This is a genomic window from Candidatus Nitrotoga sp. AM1P, assembly GCF_013168275.1.
In the GTDB taxonomy this organism is placed as follows: domain Bacteria; phylum Pseudomonadota; class Gammaproteobacteria; order Burkholderiales; family Gallionellaceae; genus Nitrotoga.
On sequence record NZ_AP019547.1, the window covers coordinates 2,548,568 to 2,565,969 of the forward strand.

The 17,402-nt window shown below is 48.7% G+C and carries 12 protein-coding genes; 5 read left to right on the forward strand and 7 right to left on the reverse strand.

What is annotated here, in order from left to right; all coding sequences use genetic code 11:
* Positions 1 to 50: 50 nt before the first annotated feature.
* Entirely contained in the window at positions 51 to 1,562 is a 1,512-nt protein-coding gene (locus W01_RS11650; protein ID WP_173054883.1) for a helicase HerA-like domain-containing protein, read from the forward strand.
* 83 nt (positions 1,563 to 1,645) lie between these two features.
* On the opposite strand, the gene lpdA is transcribed toward W01_RS11650, so the two are convergent.
* Both lpdA and W01_RS11660 read right to left on the reverse strand, forming a co-directional pair.
* Positions 1,646 to 3,523, reverse strand: a complete 1,878-nt coding sequence (gene lpdA / locus W01_RS11655; RefSeq protein ID WP_173054885.1) for a dihydrolipoyl dehydrogenase — start codon at positions 3,521 to 3,523, stop codon at positions 1,646 to 1,648.
* A gap of 62 nt (positions 3,524 to 3,585) precedes the next feature.
* On the reverse strand, positions 3,586 to 4,845 hold the full coding sequence (locus W01_RS11660; protein ID WP_173054887.1) for a glutamate-5-semialdehyde dehydrogenase: 1,260 nt from the start codon (positions 4,843 to 4,845) through the stop codon (positions 3,586 to 3,588).
* 173 nt (positions 4,846 to 5,018) lie between these two features.
* On the opposite strand from W01_RS11660, the gene trpC reads away from it, so the two are divergent.
* A complete protein-coding gene (gene trpC, locus W01_RS11665) occupies positions 5,019 to 5,813 on the forward strand; it encodes an indole-3-glycerol phosphate synthase TrpC (RefSeq protein ID WP_173054889.1) in 795 nt (264 codons plus the stop codon).
* Positions 5,814 to 6,091: 278 nt separating this feature from the next.
* Here the strand turns inward: trpC and W01_RS11670 are convergent, their stop codons facing one another.
* Positions 6,092 to 7,207 carry a porin gene (locus W01_RS11670; protein ID WP_173054891.1) on the reverse strand — a complete coding sequence of 372 codons (1,116 nt, stop codon included), beginning with the start codon at positions 7,205 to 7,207 and terminating at the stop codon, positions 6,092 to 6,094.
* A 522-nt stretch (positions 7,208 to 7,729) separates the two neighbouring features.
* Here W01_RS11670 and coq7 point away from each other — a divergent pair.
* Both coq7 and W01_RS11680 read left to right on the forward strand, forming a co-directional pair.
* Positions 7,730 to 8,356 (forward strand): 2-polyprenyl-3-methyl-6-methoxy-1,4-benzoquinone monooxygenase, encoded by a 627-nt coding sequence (gene coq7 / locus W01_RS11675; RefSeq protein WP_173054893.1) that lies wholly within the window; start codon positions 7,730 to 7,732, stop codon positions 8,354 to 8,356.
* Positions 8,357 to 8,584: 228 nt separating this feature from the next.
* The gene (locus W01_RS11680; RefSeq protein ID WP_173054895.1) at positions 8,585 to 10,567 is read left to right on the forward strand and encodes a RelA/SpoT family protein; all 1,983 of its coding nucleotides are present in this window, start codon (positions 8,585 to 8,587) and stop codon (positions 10,565 to 10,567) included.
* Between the two features lie 39 nt (positions 10,568 to 10,606).
* Here the strand turns inward: W01_RS11680 and W01_RS11685 are convergent, their stop codons facing one another.
* From W01_RS11685 to apbC, 4 genes are all read right to left on the reverse strand, one after another.
* A complete protein-coding gene (locus tag W01_RS11685; RefSeq protein ID WP_173054897.1) occupies positions 10,607 to 12,859 on the reverse strand; it encodes an arginine/lysine/ornithine decarboxylase in 2,253 nt (750 codons plus the stop codon).
* Between the two features lie 194 nt (positions 12,860 to 13,053).
* Positions 13,054 to 13,275 (reverse strand): hypothetical protein, encoded by a 222-nt coding sequence (locus W01_RS11690; RefSeq protein WP_173054899.1) that lies wholly within the window; start codon positions 13,273 to 13,275, stop codon positions 13,054 to 13,056.
* Positions 13,276 to 13,343: 68 nt separating this feature from the next.
* A complete protein-coding gene (gene dcd / locus W01_RS11695; protein WP_173054901.1) occupies positions 13,344 to 13,910 on the reverse strand; it encodes a dCTP deaminase in 567 nt (188 codons plus the stop codon).
* Positions 13,911 to 13,988: 78 nt separating this feature from the next.
* Complete coding sequence (gene apbC, locus W01_RS11700) at positions 13,989 to 15,083, reverse strand: iron-sulfur cluster carrier protein ApbC (protein WP_173054903.1); 1,095 nt, start codon at positions 15,081 to 15,083, stop codon at positions 13,989 to 13,991.
* 112 nt (positions 15,084 to 15,195) lie between these two features.
* Here apbC and metG point away from each other — a divergent pair, with 112 nt between their 5' ends.
* Complete coding sequence (metG, locus tag W01_RS11705) at positions 15,196 to 17,298, forward strand: methionine--tRNA ligase (protein WP_173054905.1); 2,103 nt, start codon at positions 15,196 to 15,198, stop codon at positions 17,296 to 17,298.
* The last annotated feature ends 104 nt before the right edge of the window (positions 17,299 to 17,402 follow it).

The window sequence follows — 17,402 nt, forward strand, 5'->3', positions numbered from 1 at the left end:
GTAGCCTGCTACATTTTTGTGCAGAACCACCCAATCAACTCGGAGCCAATATGAGTGAACCGCTGCTGATCGCTAAAAATAACAAGCAAGAACTTTTTCTACTGCCGCAAATGGCCAATCGCCACGGGCTGATAACAGGTGCGACAGGAACGGGTAAGACTGTCACCCTGCAAACATTGGCGGAATCCTTCAGCCGTATTGGCGTGCCAGTATTTCTTTCTGATATCAAGGGGGACTTGTCCGGTTTGAGCAAGGTCGGTGGCAACAATCAAAAAGTTACCGAAAGAGTCACGCAGCTCAATCTGGAAAATTTTGTACATCGCGCTTATCCAGTAACGTTCTGGGATGTATTCGGAACCATGGGTCATCCATTGCGTGCCACTATTTCTGACATGGGGCCGATGCTCATCGGACGTATGTTGAATTTGAACGAAGTACAGCAGGGCGTGCTGGCACTAGTGTTCAAAGTCGCCGATGACAATGGACTGTTATTACTTGATTTGAAGGATCTGCGCGCGATGTTGCAGAACGTGGGTGACAATGCCGCAGATTTTACTACTGAATATGGCAATATCTCCACCGCCAGCATCGGTGCGATTCAGCGTGGCTTGCTGCAAATTGAAATGCAAGGCGGCGAAAGTTTTTTTGGTGAACCGATGCTCAATATTTCCGATCTGATGCAGACCGACGCTAATGGCTACGGCATGATTAACATCCTGGCCGCCGATAAATTGATGTCGTCGCCCAAAGTGTATTCCACGATGTTGTTGTGGTTGCTTTCCGAGTTATTTGAGCATCTGTCTGAAGCGGGTGACCTCGCCAAGCCTCGGCTGGTATTTTTCTTCGACGAAGCACATTTACTGTTTAATGACGCCCCTGAAGCACTGCTCGATAAAATCGAACAAGTGGTACGTTTGATTCGTTCCAAAGGCGTGGGGATATATTTCGTCACCCAAAACCCAGCAGACGTGCCGGACAAGGTACTGGGTCAGCTCGGCAACCGCGTGCAGCACGCGTTGCGTGCCTTTAGCCCACGCGATCAGAAGGCTGTGAAGGCAGCGGCTGAAACCATGCATGACAATCCCGATCTGGATGAAGAAGCTGTCATTACTACGCTGGGTGTAGGCGAAGCACTCGTTTCATGTCTGGATGAAAAAGGCCGTCCGGGTATTGTTGAACGTGCATTAATTGTTCCGCCACAGGCTCAAATAGGCCCGATTAATGAAACTGAACGCAAAGCCATTATTCAAGATTCGCTGCTTGTGGGTCACTATGAAAAAGCAGTGGATCGCGAATCGGCTTACGAAATTATCAAGAAACGCGCCAGCAATAAATCTGCTGAAGGCACAACAGCGCAGGCTGCTGATCCAACGCAAGTGGGGACGAGTGGCGACGGTGGATTTGGCGGTATGTTGGGAAGTATATTTGGAGGGAGTACCTCAAGAAGTCGTGAAGGTGTTGGTGAAGCGTTTGCCAAGAGTGCTGCCCGTGCCATTGGCTCATCAGTCGGGCGGCAAATTATTCGTGGGGTACTGGGTTCGCTCCTGGGCGGTAGACGGTAGGTGTCATCTCAAGTAGTTTCGGATCATTTTTATGACGAAGTAAAGCAGGCGTCATAATTACTCTTAAGGGCGTATTTAAATTTTCAGATACGCCCTGGTTTTCTGCGCGGCATATATAGATCCGTAATACTGCCTTCGGCAATTTCCGCGGCGAAGCCGACAGTTTCCGACAGCGTAGGGTGCGGGTGGATAGTCAGAGCGATATCTTCCATGTTCGCACCCATTTCCAGCGCAAGCACAGTTTCGGCGATCAATTCACCTGCATTGCTGCCCACGATGCCTGCACCGAGAATATGTTTTGTTTGCGGGTCATATAGTAGCTTGGTAAGCCCTTCTTCCCGCCCCATTGACAATGCACGGCCGCTCGCCGCCCATGGAAAAGCTGCCTTCTCATAGGCGATGCCCTGTGCTTTAGCCTGTTTTTCGGTCAGACCCATCCAGGAAATTTCCGGATCGGTATAAGCCACAGACGGAATAGTAAGCGCATCGAAGCTGGTTTTATGCCCGGCAATAACTTCCGCCGCCACTTTGCCTTCATGCGTTGCTTTGTGCGCCAGCATGGGGTCGCCCACAATGTCACCGACAGCATAGATGTGCGGCACATTACTGCGCTGTTGTTTATCCACTGGGATAAAACCACGCTCATTGACCACTACACCTGCCGCTGCTGCGTTAATTTCGTGTCCGTTTGGACGACGTCCTACGGCGAGCAGCACACGGTCGTATAGTTGCGATTGCGGTGCATTGTCACCTTCAAAGGTTATATTCAACCCTTCCGTCCTTGCCTCAATTTTGGTGACTTTGGTTTTCAAGTAAATTGCTTCGTAACGTTTTTCGATGCGCTTATGCAACGGACGTACAAGGTCGCGATCAGCGCCGGGAATCAGGCCATCGGCCAATTCGACCACAGAAACTTTGGAGCCCAGCGCGTCATATACCGTGCCCATTTCCAAGCCGATAATGCCTCCGCCAATGATCAACATACGCTCAGGGATATCCTGCAACTGCAATGCACCGGTGGAATCAATCAAGCGTGGATCATCGTACGGAAAGCCGGGAATACGCGCCACGCTGGAGCCTGCTGCAATGATGGCATTATCAAACGTGATGGTCTTACTACCGTCGCTGGTTTCCACCGTGATGCTGTTAGGCGAATTGAATTTTGCCACACCGTAAACTACGTTCACTTTGCGTTGTTTAGATAATGCGACTAAGCCGCTGGTTAGTTTAGCGATAATGCTTTCCTTCCAGCTGCGAATTTTATTAATGTCGATCGTCGGTTTGCTGAATGTGACGCCATGATGCGAAATTTCATCTGCCTCGGTGATAGTCTTGGCGACATGCAACAGCGCCTTCGACGGGATGCAGCCTACATTAAGACACACCCCCCCGAGTTTGGAGTGACGTTCAATTAGTATTACTTGTTTGCCCAGATCAGCAGCACGGAAAGCTGCGGTATAGCCACCGGGGCCGGCGCCCAGGACGACTATTTCGGCATGAAGATCACCTTTTTCAAATGAGGGGGAGGTTGGGATAGCAAATTCAGGCGTCGAAGATGGAGCAGAAGTGACTTGTGGCGTAGATGAAATTTCTCCTGTCTCCATGCTTTTTTCCGTTTTTTCTTTATCAGGTGAGGGAGTTGGCTTTTCCTCTGAAAAAGGGGGGATGGAAGTGACGGGAGTGGATTGAGCAGACGAAGAGATTGATCCTTCCGTTGCTGTCTCTGCTTCTAGCATTAGGATCAAGTCGCCTTGGCTGACTTTGTCGCCAATTTTGATCTTTAAATCCGTTATCATCCCCGCGACGGGGGAGGGTACGTCCACAGTCGCCTTGTCGGTTTCCAATGTGATCAGTGATTGTTCTGCTACCACAGCCTCGCCTATTTGAACTAACACCTCGATAATAGTTACATCCTTAAAGTCACCAATATCCGGCACGTTAACTGCGATAGTTTGTTTCATAATTTTCTTTCGTGATCATTTCAGGCAAGTTGTACAGAAATTTTTGGTGAAAAATATCCCTGCTAATTTCTTATCTGCCCACTGCCCAATACAATAAATTTCTGCGAGGTTAATCCTTCCAAACCTACGGGGCCGCGCGCGTGAATTTTGTCCGTGGAGATACCGATTTCCGCGCCTAATCCGTATTCAAAGCCATCGGCAAAGCGTGTTGAAGCATTTACCATGACCGAGCTGGAATCCACTTCGCGTAAAAAACGCATCGCCTTGGTGTAATTTTCAGTCACGATGCTGTCAGTGTGCTGTGATCCATAGGTGTTGATATGCGCAATAGCATCATCCAGCCCAGCCACCACACGCACGCTCAAAATCGGCGCAAGGTATTCGGTGCGCCAATCTTCTTCTGTAGCAATTGCCATTTGCGTAACGAGTTTACATGCGGCTTCGTCACCACGTAGCTCCACGCCTTTATCCAGATATATGTTACATAATTGGGGCAGCATATGCGGCGCCATACTGGCAGCCACCAATAAGGTTTCCATGGTATTACACACACCGTAACGTTGAGTTTTGGAGTTGTCGGCGATGCGGATGGCTTTCTCTAAATCAGCTTCGTCGTCGATATATACATGGCAGATACCGTCCAGGTGTTTTATAACCGGCACACGGGCTTCTTCCGCGATGCGCGCGATTAGACTTTTTCCACCACGCGGCACGATCACGTCCACGTATTCCCGCATGGTAATAAGTTCGCCCACGGCGGCACGATTGGTGGTGCTGATCACCTGCACCGCAGTCTCTGGCAAGCTGGCTTCGCGCAGCCCCTGATGGACGCATGCCGCAATTGCCTGGTTGGAATGAATCGCCTCGGAGCCACCGCGTAAAATGGCAGCATTGCCGGATTTCAGGCACAGCCCTGCTGCATCAGCCGTCACATTTGGGCGGGATTCATAAATGATGCCGATAACGCCAAGTGGTACCCGCATCTTACCGACCTGGATACCGGAAGGACGATATTTCAGGTCGCTAATTTCACCGATGAGATCGGGCAGGGCCGCTATCTGCAATAGCCCTTCTGCTATGCTGCGCACGGATTTTTCAGTTAGGGTGAGGCGGTCGATGGAGGCAGCATCTAACCCGTTAACACGGGCAGCAGCGGTATCCTTGGCGTTCGCCGTAATGAGTTGTGCGGTGCTGCTCAGGATAGCAGCAGCAATATTTTCCAGGGCACGATTTTTTTTCGCTGTGCCAGCTTGCGCCATAATGCGCGAAGCGGCACGGGCATCCTGCCCAACTTGTTGCATGTATGTTTTTATGTCATCCATTTTTACCTCATAATTCAAGTGTAGCCAGTAGGTGGGCAGAGCGCAGCGACTCCATCATTGTCAACACAGCTATCTCATTGATGACAGATATCGCTGCATTTTGTTCATCTATAAGTGCGCATTTTACCATTGCACTTAAGTTAAAATACGTACCTTGTATATTAGGGTCTGCCATGTCTGACATTCTGCAAAAAATTCTTACTGTTAAGGCGCAAGAAATTGCTACCGCAAAAGCCGAATGCTCTTGGATGATCATGCGCGCTAAGGCGGAACAAGAAGCCTTACCTACTCGTGATTTCATCGGAGCAATTCGCAGAAAAATTACAGCAGGCCAGCCCGCAGTGATAGCCGAAATTAAAAAAGCCAGCCCAAGCAAAGGTGTGTTACGCGCGGATTTCCATCCGGCGGAAATTGCTGCTAGCTATGCGAATCACGGTGCGGCCTGCCTGTCAGTATTAACTGATGCGCAATTCTTTCAGGGCAGTGCCGAATATTTACAGGAAGCGCGGGCTGCTTGTTCAATTCCGGTGCTGCGCAAGGATTTCATGGTAGATACCTACCAAATTTATCAGGCGCGTGCGTTAGGAGCGGACTGCATCCTGCTGATTGCGGCAGCATTAAGTTTGGCGCAGATGCAGGAATTTGAAGCTTTGGCACATAGCTTGGGGCTAAGCGTGCTGATAGAAGTGCATAATAAATCAGAATTGGACGAGGCATTACAACTCACCACTCCGCTTATCGGTATTAATAACCGCAATTTGCGTACTTTTGAGGTAACACTGCAAACTACGTTGGATTTATTACCGCACATTCCACAAGAACGTATTGTGGTAACCGAAAGTGGCATCCTCCAAGCAGAAGATGTACAACTGATGCGCAATAATCACGTCAATGCTTTTTTGGTAGGCGAGGCATTTATGCGTGCGCCCGAACCAGGCGTTGCCTTAGCAAGGCTGTTTGGCTTGTGATGCATGTGCGCGCTTGTGATGGCTTGGACTATTCCTAATATTGTTTTCGCCATTTTTATACGATAGTTACGCGAACAGATTATTGTGGAGTTGGCGAGTCTGATTACAGAGCAACAGAGAGACAAACAAGTTATCTTACTTGGGAAAATGGTTACCACGGATCATTTGCAGGCGCTGGTATTGAAGAATCTCACCAGTATTATATCAATATAAAAAACGGGTACCCGAAGGTACCCGTTTAACATTCAAATCGTCATCCTCTTGCGAGGAACAATAATTTAGAACGAATGCTTCATACCCACTGAGAAGGTATCCGCGTCACCACCTCGAACTGTATTGCTAATGGAAGTGCCTTCACTGTTCCAGCCAAGCTGGTAGTTTCCGTTTCCATCATTTTTCAGCTTGCTGTACAAAGCATACAACGTGCTACGCGCACTCATTTTGTGGTCGTAACCAAACGTATACTGCTTGGCCCCAGAGTTAGAAGTATTTCCAGCATCGTTATCGACTTTAGCAAACGCGATTTTAAGCGCATCAGCTGAAGTCATGTTGTATTTGCCGGATAGATACCAAGCTTTGGAGTCGCCAGAGGTAATTTTATTGTTGATTTTTTCATACACACCGTTTAACGCAAATAGAGTCGTCGAGTAACCAACGGCCCCTTTCCATGCTCTGGTGCTAAGTCCAGCAGCACTAAAACCAGGTGCATCCAATTGGCCAGGACCATTGCTTACGCTTTGGTAAGCCAAAGAACCATGAAACGGAGACTGATCACTGTTGAACATGGCAGCAAGTGATACACCTTCATTTGTGTGGTTTAAGCTGTTATTTGGACCCAAGTTTTGATTCTTCCCTGGTGCTGTACCGCCTTGATCACCAAAATACGAACCTGCCAGACTGAAACCGCTATAATTCAAGGTGTTAAAGCCAACTGTATTGTTAGTACGAACATCATGGCCGATACCCATCAGGCTACGGTTATCAGCGATGGTATTTTGGAACATGTCCATGTCACGAGTAGAGACCTTGTAGGGGGTATCGAAACGACCTAATCTTACAGTACCTGCTTGGTCGAATTTCAAGCCAGCGAAGGTGTCACGGAATGCAAGGCGTGTATCTGAACCTGGGTTATTTACACCGCCTTGCCCTGCGCCAATGGCAATTTGGTTTTCAATTTGCCAGATTGCGGACAAACCGCCACCCAAATCTTCCGAACCCTTAAAGCCAATGCGTGATGCATTGCTACCTACCCCGGTGCTGTCCCTGTTTACATCATTTTGTATGATGTCATAGGATACGTTAGCTTGACCGTAAATACTGACGTCGGCGATTGCTGCTGAGCTCGCAAATACACTTGCGACGGCTAGAGCAATCAAACTTTTATTCATGTTCATAAAATGTTCTCCTTGATTTACTAAATTGGTTTTCCGGGAAAACCTCTCAAATTTAAACCACTTATGAGAAGTCAGGCGGTATTTTGACAGAGAGCTTTAGAGATAAGCAAGGTGCGTGTTGCATTATTGCAACATTAAATGTGATAAACAAAAAATCCCTTTGAATTAAAAGACCAAGTTTTGTAAGCGGGAAATTGAAAATAATTATAGTGTTGGTATTATTACCATCGTTAATAATACTATTGATTCGGCAAGGATATACTGAGCTTACTTACAGTCAAATTGCACAATGACAGCACCTTCCATTTCAAACTTTACTTGTCCGTATTAGTTAATAGGATTTAGGCGGGCCACCATAAAACTGCATGACATGACAATAATTTCACCTCACCAGATACGCTAAAATATGTAACTAAAATTTTTTTCTGTGAAACTGTGCAGTTGAAATAGAGGTTTAATTTTTAGAGGCGTCCGTAACTATCGGGCAATCGGGATGGATATAAAAATGCAAAGGAGAGCTCTGTGTTGAGCTTCGACAGCTTGATTATAAAATTCGACAAAAGCTTGCGCACTCTATTTAGCGAGGCGCGTAGTATTCGCCCTTTTCCTGATGCCGGTTTGCCGGATGCCGCATTAGACGAGAATGAGAAAAAGCTCGCAGCAGCGTTGATGCGGGTCAATCATAGCGGGGAGATTTGCGCTCAGGCCTTATATCAAGGGCAGGCACTGACGGCGCGCGATCCTGTGATACAGGAGGAATTGCAGCAGACAGCAAACGAGGAGACCGAGCATCTGGCATGGACGTCGCGACGTGTGCATGAACTAGGTGGCCATCTGAGTTTGCTCAATCCACTTTGGTATGGTAATTCGCTGGCCATCGGCGCGCTCGCTGGGTTGCTAGGTGATAAATGGAATCTTGGATTTATGGCGGAAACTGAACGCCAGGTAGGTGTGCATTTGCAAAGTCATTTGGAGAAATTGCCAGAACAGGATATAAAAAGTCGTACGGTTGTTCGGCAAATGCTCATAGATGAAACTCGGCACGGGGATATTGCAGTGCAACTGGGTGGTGCGGAATTGCCACTGCCGATAAAGTTGGCGATGCAAGTGAGCGCAAAGGTAATGACACAGACTGCGTATTGGGTATAGCTCGTTACCTTATCGAAAGTTTTTTTCGATAAGGTAACGAAACCGTAGTTATGTCTTCACCTATAGGCATCTCTAAAAATTCACCACTAATCGTCACTGAGGCATTAGTTACGATCAGAGCTTTAGGATAATACGTTCATCATCCCCTGATTCAATTTTTTCATACTCGCACGCCAATGCCTTGGTGCTAAAAAATATTGAATGACTACATTGATGCGATAATGTTTTATGGTTTCCGTTCAACAAAAACTTTCTTCCTCGTCCGGAGATCTCGATTCCTGGTTTGATTTCTTATCAAATACTTTTGTTTCTGCAGAAGTCGAGGTGATCCGCCTTGCCTGTGAATTGGCTGAGCCACTTTATGCTGGGCAAGTCGAACTGACGGGTGCACCCTTGTTTCAGCATGCGCTTGGTGCGGCATCTATCCTGATTGGTTTGAATATGGATTTTGAAACCATAGCCGCCGCCATAATGCATGCGGTGCCCAAGTATCTGGACAACTGGACTGAAGTTTTGGAAACACGTTTCAGCGTTAATATAAGCCGTTTGGTTGGAGGTATTTTGCGTATTGAGCAAATCCGGGAATTTAGCGAGATGCAAGGCCTGCATAAAATAGAAAATAAAAAAGGTGATAGCAGCCAGCAGGTAGAAAGTTTGCGGAAAATGGTTTTGTCCATGGTGGAAGACATCCGTGTGGTGTTGATCAAGCTTGCGGAGCGCACCCAGACTATGCGTTGCTTGTCCGGTGCCAGCGAAGATCAGCAAAAGCGGGTTGCGCTTGAAACGCAGGGTATTTTTGCACCACTGGCAAATCGTCTCGGTGTATGGCAAATAAAATGGGAACTGGAAGATCTTTCTCTGCGATATCTGGAACCGGATATGTACAAGAAAGTGGCTACACTGCTGGATGAACGCCGGGTAGATCGCGAACAATATATCGCGGATGTGTTGACGCAGTTGAGGCAGGAACTGAATCAGGCAGGCATCAAGGCGGAGGTGACAGGACGGCCCAAGCACATCTTCAGCATCATCAATAAGATGAAGCGCAAGCGAATAGATTTCAGCGAGCTTTATGATGTGCGTGCAGTGCGGATTTTGGTGAATGATGTCAAGGATTGTTACGCGGTACTTGGGCTGGTGCATAACTTGTGGCAGCCTATTTCAAGCGAATTTGATGACTACATCGCGCATCCCAAGAGCAATTGCTATCGCTCATTGCATACAGCTGTGGTCGGTCCGCGCAACTTGGCACTTGAGGTGCAAATACGAACTTTTGAGATGCATCAGCATTCGGAATTGGGTGTCGCTGCCCACTGGCGATATAAAGAGGGCGCAAAATCGGATGTCAGGTTCGATGAACAGATTATATTGCTGCGCCAGATTTTGGAATGGAAAGAAGATGTAACTGATAGTGGTGACATGCTGGCGCAATTCCGGAATGAATTATTCCATAATCAGGTTTATGTACTTACGCCTCAGGGGAAGGTGATCAATCTGCCCAAGGGCGCGACTCCGGTGGACTTTTCCTATGCGGTGCATACTGATTTGGGGCACCGTACGCGCGGTGCCAAGGTCGATGGCAGCATAGTGCCTCTCAATTACAAGTTGCAACACGGGCAACGGGTAGAGATCCTGGCTGCCAAACAGGGTTCACCGAGCCGTGATTGGCTTAATCCTGCTCATGGTTATTTGCAAAGCCAGCGAGCCCGGGCCAAGGTGCGGCACTGGTTCAAGTACCAGAGCTTCGAAGAACATGTTTCTCAGGGTAGAACGCAGCTGGATCGTGAACTGCACCGGTTGGGCGTTATCTCTTTAAATCAGGAAAAAATCGCGCAAAAGTTGCATTTTAATAAGTTGGAAAATTTACTGGCCGCACTCGGGCGGGGCGACGTCACACAACGACATCTTGTCACCGCCATTCAGGACGAGATGCCGGCGAGGACAGGAGAAATAATAAAACCAATTGTCTCCAGGTTTACTGCTGCACGCTCATCTTCCACGGACATCCTGGTCGAAGGCGTGGGTAATTTGCTGACCCGAATAGCGAAATGTTGCAAACCCATGCCACTGGATTTGATTGTTGGATATGTCACGCGCGACCGGGGGGTGACTATTCATCGTCAAGATTGTTCATTCATGCAGCACTTGCCTGAAAATAGGTGTCACCGTATGCTCAGTGCTCAATGGGTCAGTCAAAAAGCACTGCCTTGACTGGTGATATTTCAGGCCGGATTCAAGTTCGAATTGCACCTATTCTTGTCTTACGCAATCCACATAGTAGCGTGGTCCGTCATTACCCTCATTTGCCACCAAGCCATGAATGTCACTTTCAAATCCTGGAAATTTCTGATTAAAGTCACGGGCAAATTTGAGGTAGTCCACGATGGTTTTGTTAAAGCGTTCACCTGGGATGAGTAGCGGAATGCCGGGTGGATAAGGCGTCAACAGCACACTGGTGATGCGTCCTTCCAGCTCGTCAATCGACACGCGGTCAATCTCGCCGTGCGCCATTTTAGCGAAAGCGTCGGACGGCTTCATGGCGGGCTCCATGTTGGAAAGGTACATTTCGGTGGTTAATCGCGCTACGTCATTGATCTTGTAAATGCCGTGAATATTGTCGCAGAGGTCACGGAGGCCGACCTTCTCATAGCGTGCATATTTGGCGACAAATTCGGGCAGTACGCGCCATAGTGGCTGATTTTTGTCATAGTCATCCTTGAATTGCTGCAACTCGGTTACCATGGTATTCCAGCGTCCCTTGGTGATGCCAATGGTAAACATGATGAAAAAAGAATAGAGGCCGGTTTTTTCCACTACAACACCATTTTCCGCCAAATACTTGGTGACGATGGCAGCCGGAATGCCAGAATCGGCGAAATCACCTCCGACATCCAGCCCCGGGGTGATAATAGTGGCCTTGATCGGGTCGAGCATGTTGAAGCCCGGCGCCAGGTTGCCGAAGCCATGCCAGCGATCATCTGCACCCAGCATCCAGTCCGCGCGCAAGGCCATACCTTCTTCGGCGAGAAAGTCCGGCCCCCAAACTTTGAACCACCAATCCGCCCCCCATTCTTCATCCACCTTGCGCATGGCACGACGAAAATCGAGCGCTTCAGCAATGGACTCTTCTACCAGAGCGGTGCCACCGGGCGGTTCCATCATTGCGGCAGCCACATCGCATGACGCTATAATGGCGTATTGCGGGCTGGTAGAGGTATGCATCATATAGGCTTCGTTGAAGCAGTCGCGGTCCAGTTTGCGCATTTCGCTGTCCTGCACCAAAATCTGTGAGGCTTGACTCAATCCGGCCAACATTTTATGTGTCGATTGAGTGGAAAACACCATGGATTCCTGGCATGGCTTACGGTCTTGGCCTATAGCGTGCATATCCTTGTAGAAATCATGAAAGGCGGCATGCGGCAACCATGCCTCGTCGAAAAGCAGGGTATCAATTTGCCCATCCAGCATCTGTTTGAGAGTTTCCACGTTGTACAACACGCCGTCGTAAGTGCTCTGAGTGATAGTCAGGATGCGCGGCTTTTGCGTTTTATCTTTGATGAACGGGTTTGCATCGATCTTCCGTTGGATAGTTTCAATTTTAAACTCGTCGAGTGAAATCGGTCCGATGATGCCGAAATGATTACGTGTTGGCATCAGGAATACTGGTATTGCACCAGTCATGATGATGGAATGGAGGATGGATTTATGGCAGTTGCGATCCACCACTACGATGTCATCAGGTGCGACGGTGGAATGCCATACGATTTTATTTGATGTAGAGGTGCCGTTAGTCACAAAGAATAGGTGATCGCAACTGAAAATACGCGCTGCATTTCGCTCGCTGGCCGCTACCGGTCCGGTATGGTCGAGCAGCTGACCCAGCTCGTCGACTGAGTTGCACACGTCTGCACGCAACATATTTTCGCCAAAAAATTGGTGAAACATGCGACCTACCGGCGATTTCAGGAAAGCCACCCCGCCCGAATGACCGGGGCAATGCCAGGAATAGGAACCATCTTGCGCGTAATTAACCAGTGCGCGGAAAAATGGCGGGGCGAGTGAGTCTAAATACAATCGGGCTTCACGGATGATATGCCGCGCCACAAATTCCGGTGTGTCTTCATGCATATGAATGAATCCGTGCAGTTCGCGCAGGATGTCATTCGGGATATGGCGTGAAGTACGCGTTTCGCCATATAGATAGATGGGGATATCGGCATTTTTGAAGCGGATTTCTTCCACGAAAGCGCGGATGTTTTTCAGTGCAATGGCCGTCTCTTCTTTACTGCCGCCACCGAATTCCTCATCGTCAATCGATAGTAAAAAGGCCGAAGCTCGGCTTTGTTGTTGTGCGAATGAAGTCAAATCCCCGTAGCTGGTTATACCCAGCACCTCCATGCCTTCTTTCTGGATGGCCTCGGCCAAAGCGCGCACGCTCAGGCCACTGGAATTTTCCGAGCGGAAATCTTCGTCGATGATGATGATGGGAAAATCAAATTTCATTCAGTGCTCCTTGGTGGGGAATATCTGCCGAACAGCGAGTTGGTACCGATTGTCGCAGATTTAGATAATGTGGTTAGCGTTAAATAACAATTAAGAATGATGTTATCCGGTAGCGCGAATAAAGGATTGCCAGCTGTATTAAGGGAGACGATTAACCGAAATTGATCAAAAAGCTTAATGCTATTCTGGTGCAGTTAACCGCGCGGAGGGTAGGGATTTTTAAGGGCTTGGACTAGCTCAGTCAGCACCGCGCGGAACTGCTGTTCGTCACAACCCATTAGTACTGCATCTTCCAGCGCATCTTGGCAGATTTGGCGGATTTCTTCCATGTTTTCGCTCAGCACCTTGTTTTTTTCCACGCAGGCAACAACCTCGCCTGTAGGGCTGCGCCAAATCGTTTGCGGACATGATGCCATTAAATTTATGCCTCTATATGATTCAGTAGAACTCAATGAATGGGTGGAACGTAACCATGCATCTGATTTTATATTTTGGGTAGTGTAACCCCAACCTGCCCCTGATATTTGCCGCCCCTATCCCGGTATGAGACCTCACATACTTCGTCGGATTCGAAGAAGATCATCTGCGCTACGCCTTCATTGGCGTAAATTTTCGCCGGTAGCGGCGTGGTATTGGAAAATTCCAGCGTGACATAGCCCTCCCATTCCGGCTCTAACGGTGTGACATTAACGATTATGCCGCACCGCGCGTAGGTCGATTTCCCCAGGCAAATGGTCAATACGTTGCGGGGGATGCGGAAGTGTTCTACGGTGCGTGCCAGCGCGAAAGAGTTGGGCGGGATGATGCAATAGTCGCTCTTGATCTCGACGAAAGAGTTGGCATCGAAATTCTTCGGGTCGACTATAGTGCTATTGATGTTGGTGAACAGTTTGAATTCGTCAGAGCAACGGACGTCATAGCCGTAGCTTGACGTGCCATATGATACGATGCGCTGGCCATTCGTTTCTTTCATCTGCCCGGGTTCGAAAGGCTCGATCATGCCGTGCTGTTTGGCCATGTGACGTATCCACCTGTCTGATTTAATGCTCATATTTAGTTCGATACAGAAGTTATGGGCCAGAGAAAAGAATGAAAATATAAATGCTTCATGGTACTTTGCATTTTCCCCTTACGTCTTTTGCATCACAATTTTAGGGAATGCCGCACTATAGTCTTGCGCCATTTCAGCAATTTTCACTGCCAGACGCCGCGCAATCTGCTTGTACTCCTTGGCAATTACACCATCGGGGTTGGCCACTACGGTGGGCTTGCCGGAGTCGGCCTGCTCGCGGATGCGGATGTCTAAAGGCAATGAACCGAGAAACTCTACGTTGTAGTCGTTACACATCTTTTCGGCTCCGCCGCTCCCGAAGATGTGTTCCTCATGCCCACATTTCGAGCAGATATGCGTGCTCATGTTTTCCACTATACCAAGTATTTTGATGCTCACCTTCTCGAACATTTTGAGCCCTTTGCGCGCATCCATCAGTGCGATGTCCTGTGGAGTGGTTACGATGATCGCGCCGGTCACCGGTACTTTTTGCGACAGGGTCAACTGGATATCGCCAGTGCCGGGTGGCATGTCCACCACCAGATAGTCCAGCTCATTCCAGCGCGTCTGATTCAATAACTGATCCAGCGCCTGAGTAACCATCGGGCCGCGCCAGACCATCGGCACATCCTCGCCTTGAATCATGAAGCCAATGGACATGACCTGCAGTCCATGTCCCTGCATTGGTTCGACTGACTTGCCATCACGCGATACAGGCTCGCCTTTGATGCCCATCATGGTGGGTATGGAAGGACCATAAATATCTGCATCCAGAATTCCGACGCGCGCGCCTTCCGCAGCGAGTGCCAGCGCCAGATTTACGGCAGTAGTGGACTTACCCACGCCGCCTTTGCCGCTGGCCACCGCAATAATATTCTTTACCCCATCAACCAGTTTTACGCCGCGTTGCACAGCATGAGGCACTACCTTGCTGTTCACATTCACGGAAAGAGTGCTGATACTTGGTAAAGCGCTACGCAGGTGATTTTCTACCATCACCCGTATCTCATCCCACACGCTTTTCGCAGGGTAGCCAAGCTGAATATCGAGAGATAAATTATTACCGTTGATCTTTATATTTTTTACCGACTTGCCCGCTACAAAATCTTTTTTTGTATTGGGGTCAATCAATTTTGTCAGTGAGGCCTGTACGTCTGCGTCGGTAAAACTCATGCGCTGCTCCTGCAATAAAACGATGGGGGCAAGCATTCTACCCAAGATTCCCCGTCACGCCTACAGTTCAATTTTGCTACAATTACGGCCCTTTACAAGGGGTTTTCCATTTATGCCGCGCAAGATACTGGTTACGTCCGCATTGCCTTATGCCAACGGTAGTATTCACTTGGGCCATTTGGTTGAATACATTCAGACTGACATATGGGTGCGCTTCCAAAAAATGCTGGGCAACACATGTTATTACGTCTGTGCAGACGATACTCACGGTACGCCTGTCATGCTTCGCGCCGAGAAGGAAGGTATTACCCCGGAACAATTGATAGATCGCGTGTGGCATGAACACAAGGCAGATTTTGAAGGCTTCCATGTCGAGTTTGACCACTACGGCAGCACCAACAGCGCCGAAACTAAGGAATTCGCGCAGGCGATTTATCGCAAACTTAAAGCCGCTGGCTTGATTGAAGTCCGTTCTGTCGAACAGTTCTATGACCCCGTCAAAAATATGTTTCTACCGGATCGTTTCATCAAGGGCGAATGCCCGAAGTGCCACGCCAAGGATCAATACGGTGATAACTGTGAAGTGTGCGGTACCACTTATTCGCCCACCGAACTGATCAACCCTTACTCCGCCGTATCTGGTGCGCAACCCGAGCGGCGTAACTCCGACCATTACTTTTTCAAGCTCTCCGCCGACACCTGTCAACAGTTCCTGCGCGAGTGGACACGTAGCGGAACACTGCAACCCGAAGCCGCCAACAAGATGCAGGAATGGTTAGGCGCTGAGGGCGAGAACAAACTCATGGACTGGGACATTTCGCGCGACGCGCCCTATTTCGGCTTCGAAATACCCGATGCACCGGGCAAATATTTTTATGTATGGCTTGATGCGCCGGTGGGCTATATGGGTAGCTTCAAGCAGTTCTGCAATGCCAATAACATCAACTTTGATGACTACTGGAAACAAGGTTCCGATGCCGAGCTGTACCATTTCATCGGCAAAGACATCCTCTATTTCCATGCGCTGTTCTGGCCTGCGATGCTGCAACACGCGGGTTTCCGTACGCCGACCAAGCTGTTCGCGCACGGCTTTCTCACTGTGAACGGCGAGAAAATGAGCAAATCGCGCGGCACATTCATTACCGCCGACAGCTACCTTAAACAGGGGCTTAACCCGGAGTACTTGCGCTACTACTATGCCGCCAAGCTCAACGGCACAATGGAAGACATCGACCTGAGTCTTGAAGATTTTGTGGCGAAGGTGAACAGCGATCTGGTCGGCAAATATGTAAATATTGCGAGCCGCTGCTCATCATTCCTCAATAAGTATTTTGATGGAAAGGTTCTTAGTACGCCAGATTTATGGGTAATCGAAGCCAAGGAAATTGATCGCACATCCAAGAACCCCATTTTCCCATTCGTATACTCCAGACTTGAGCATATAAACGAGTTGTATGAAAACCGTGAATACAGCAGAGCTGTTCGAGACATCATGGCTTTTGTTGATTGCATTAATGCGTACATCGACGTACTCAAACCTTGGGAACTGGCTAAGGCTGGCGAAATGGAATTGCTACATCAAGTTTGTAGCGTAGCTATTAACATGTTCCGCATGGTTGCCATTTACTTAAAGCCGATACTGCCAGCACTGGTTGCTAACATTGAGAGTTTTTTAAACATTGAGCCAATCACTTCAGCTAGCGCTCAACACTTGTTACCTGCCGAGCATCGCATTAACGAATACAAACACCTGATGACCCGTATAGACCAAAAACAAATTGACGCCATGATAGAAGCCAACAAACAAACTCTGGAACTTGCAACAGACACTCATTCACCAGCACGCCATGCCGAAGCGCAGCAACATGCCATCGCCCCCATAGGTGACACGATCAGTATCGATGAATTTAATAAGGTGGATTTGCGCGTGGCGAAAATAGTCAACGCTGAGCAAGTGGAAGGTGCGGAGAAGCTGCTGAAACTGACGCTGGACATTGGCGAAGCACAACCGCGCACTGTGTTCGCGGGCATTAAGTCGGCGTACGATCCGGAAAAATTAAAAGGCCGCATGACGGTGATGGTTGCTAATCTTGCGCCACGCAAGATGAAATTCGGTTTATCGGAAGGTATGGTGCTGGCGGCTTCCGGCGATGTGCCCGGTTTATTTATCCTCAGTCCGGACGATGGTGCACAGCCTGGCATGAGGATTAAGTAGTCCTCTCCAGGAAACTGGCCGAATTTTTCTACCCCCAATATCCATCCTGTGCGGTGCTCACACACAACCGTATTTTATGATGCATCAAGCGTGATTTTTGACGA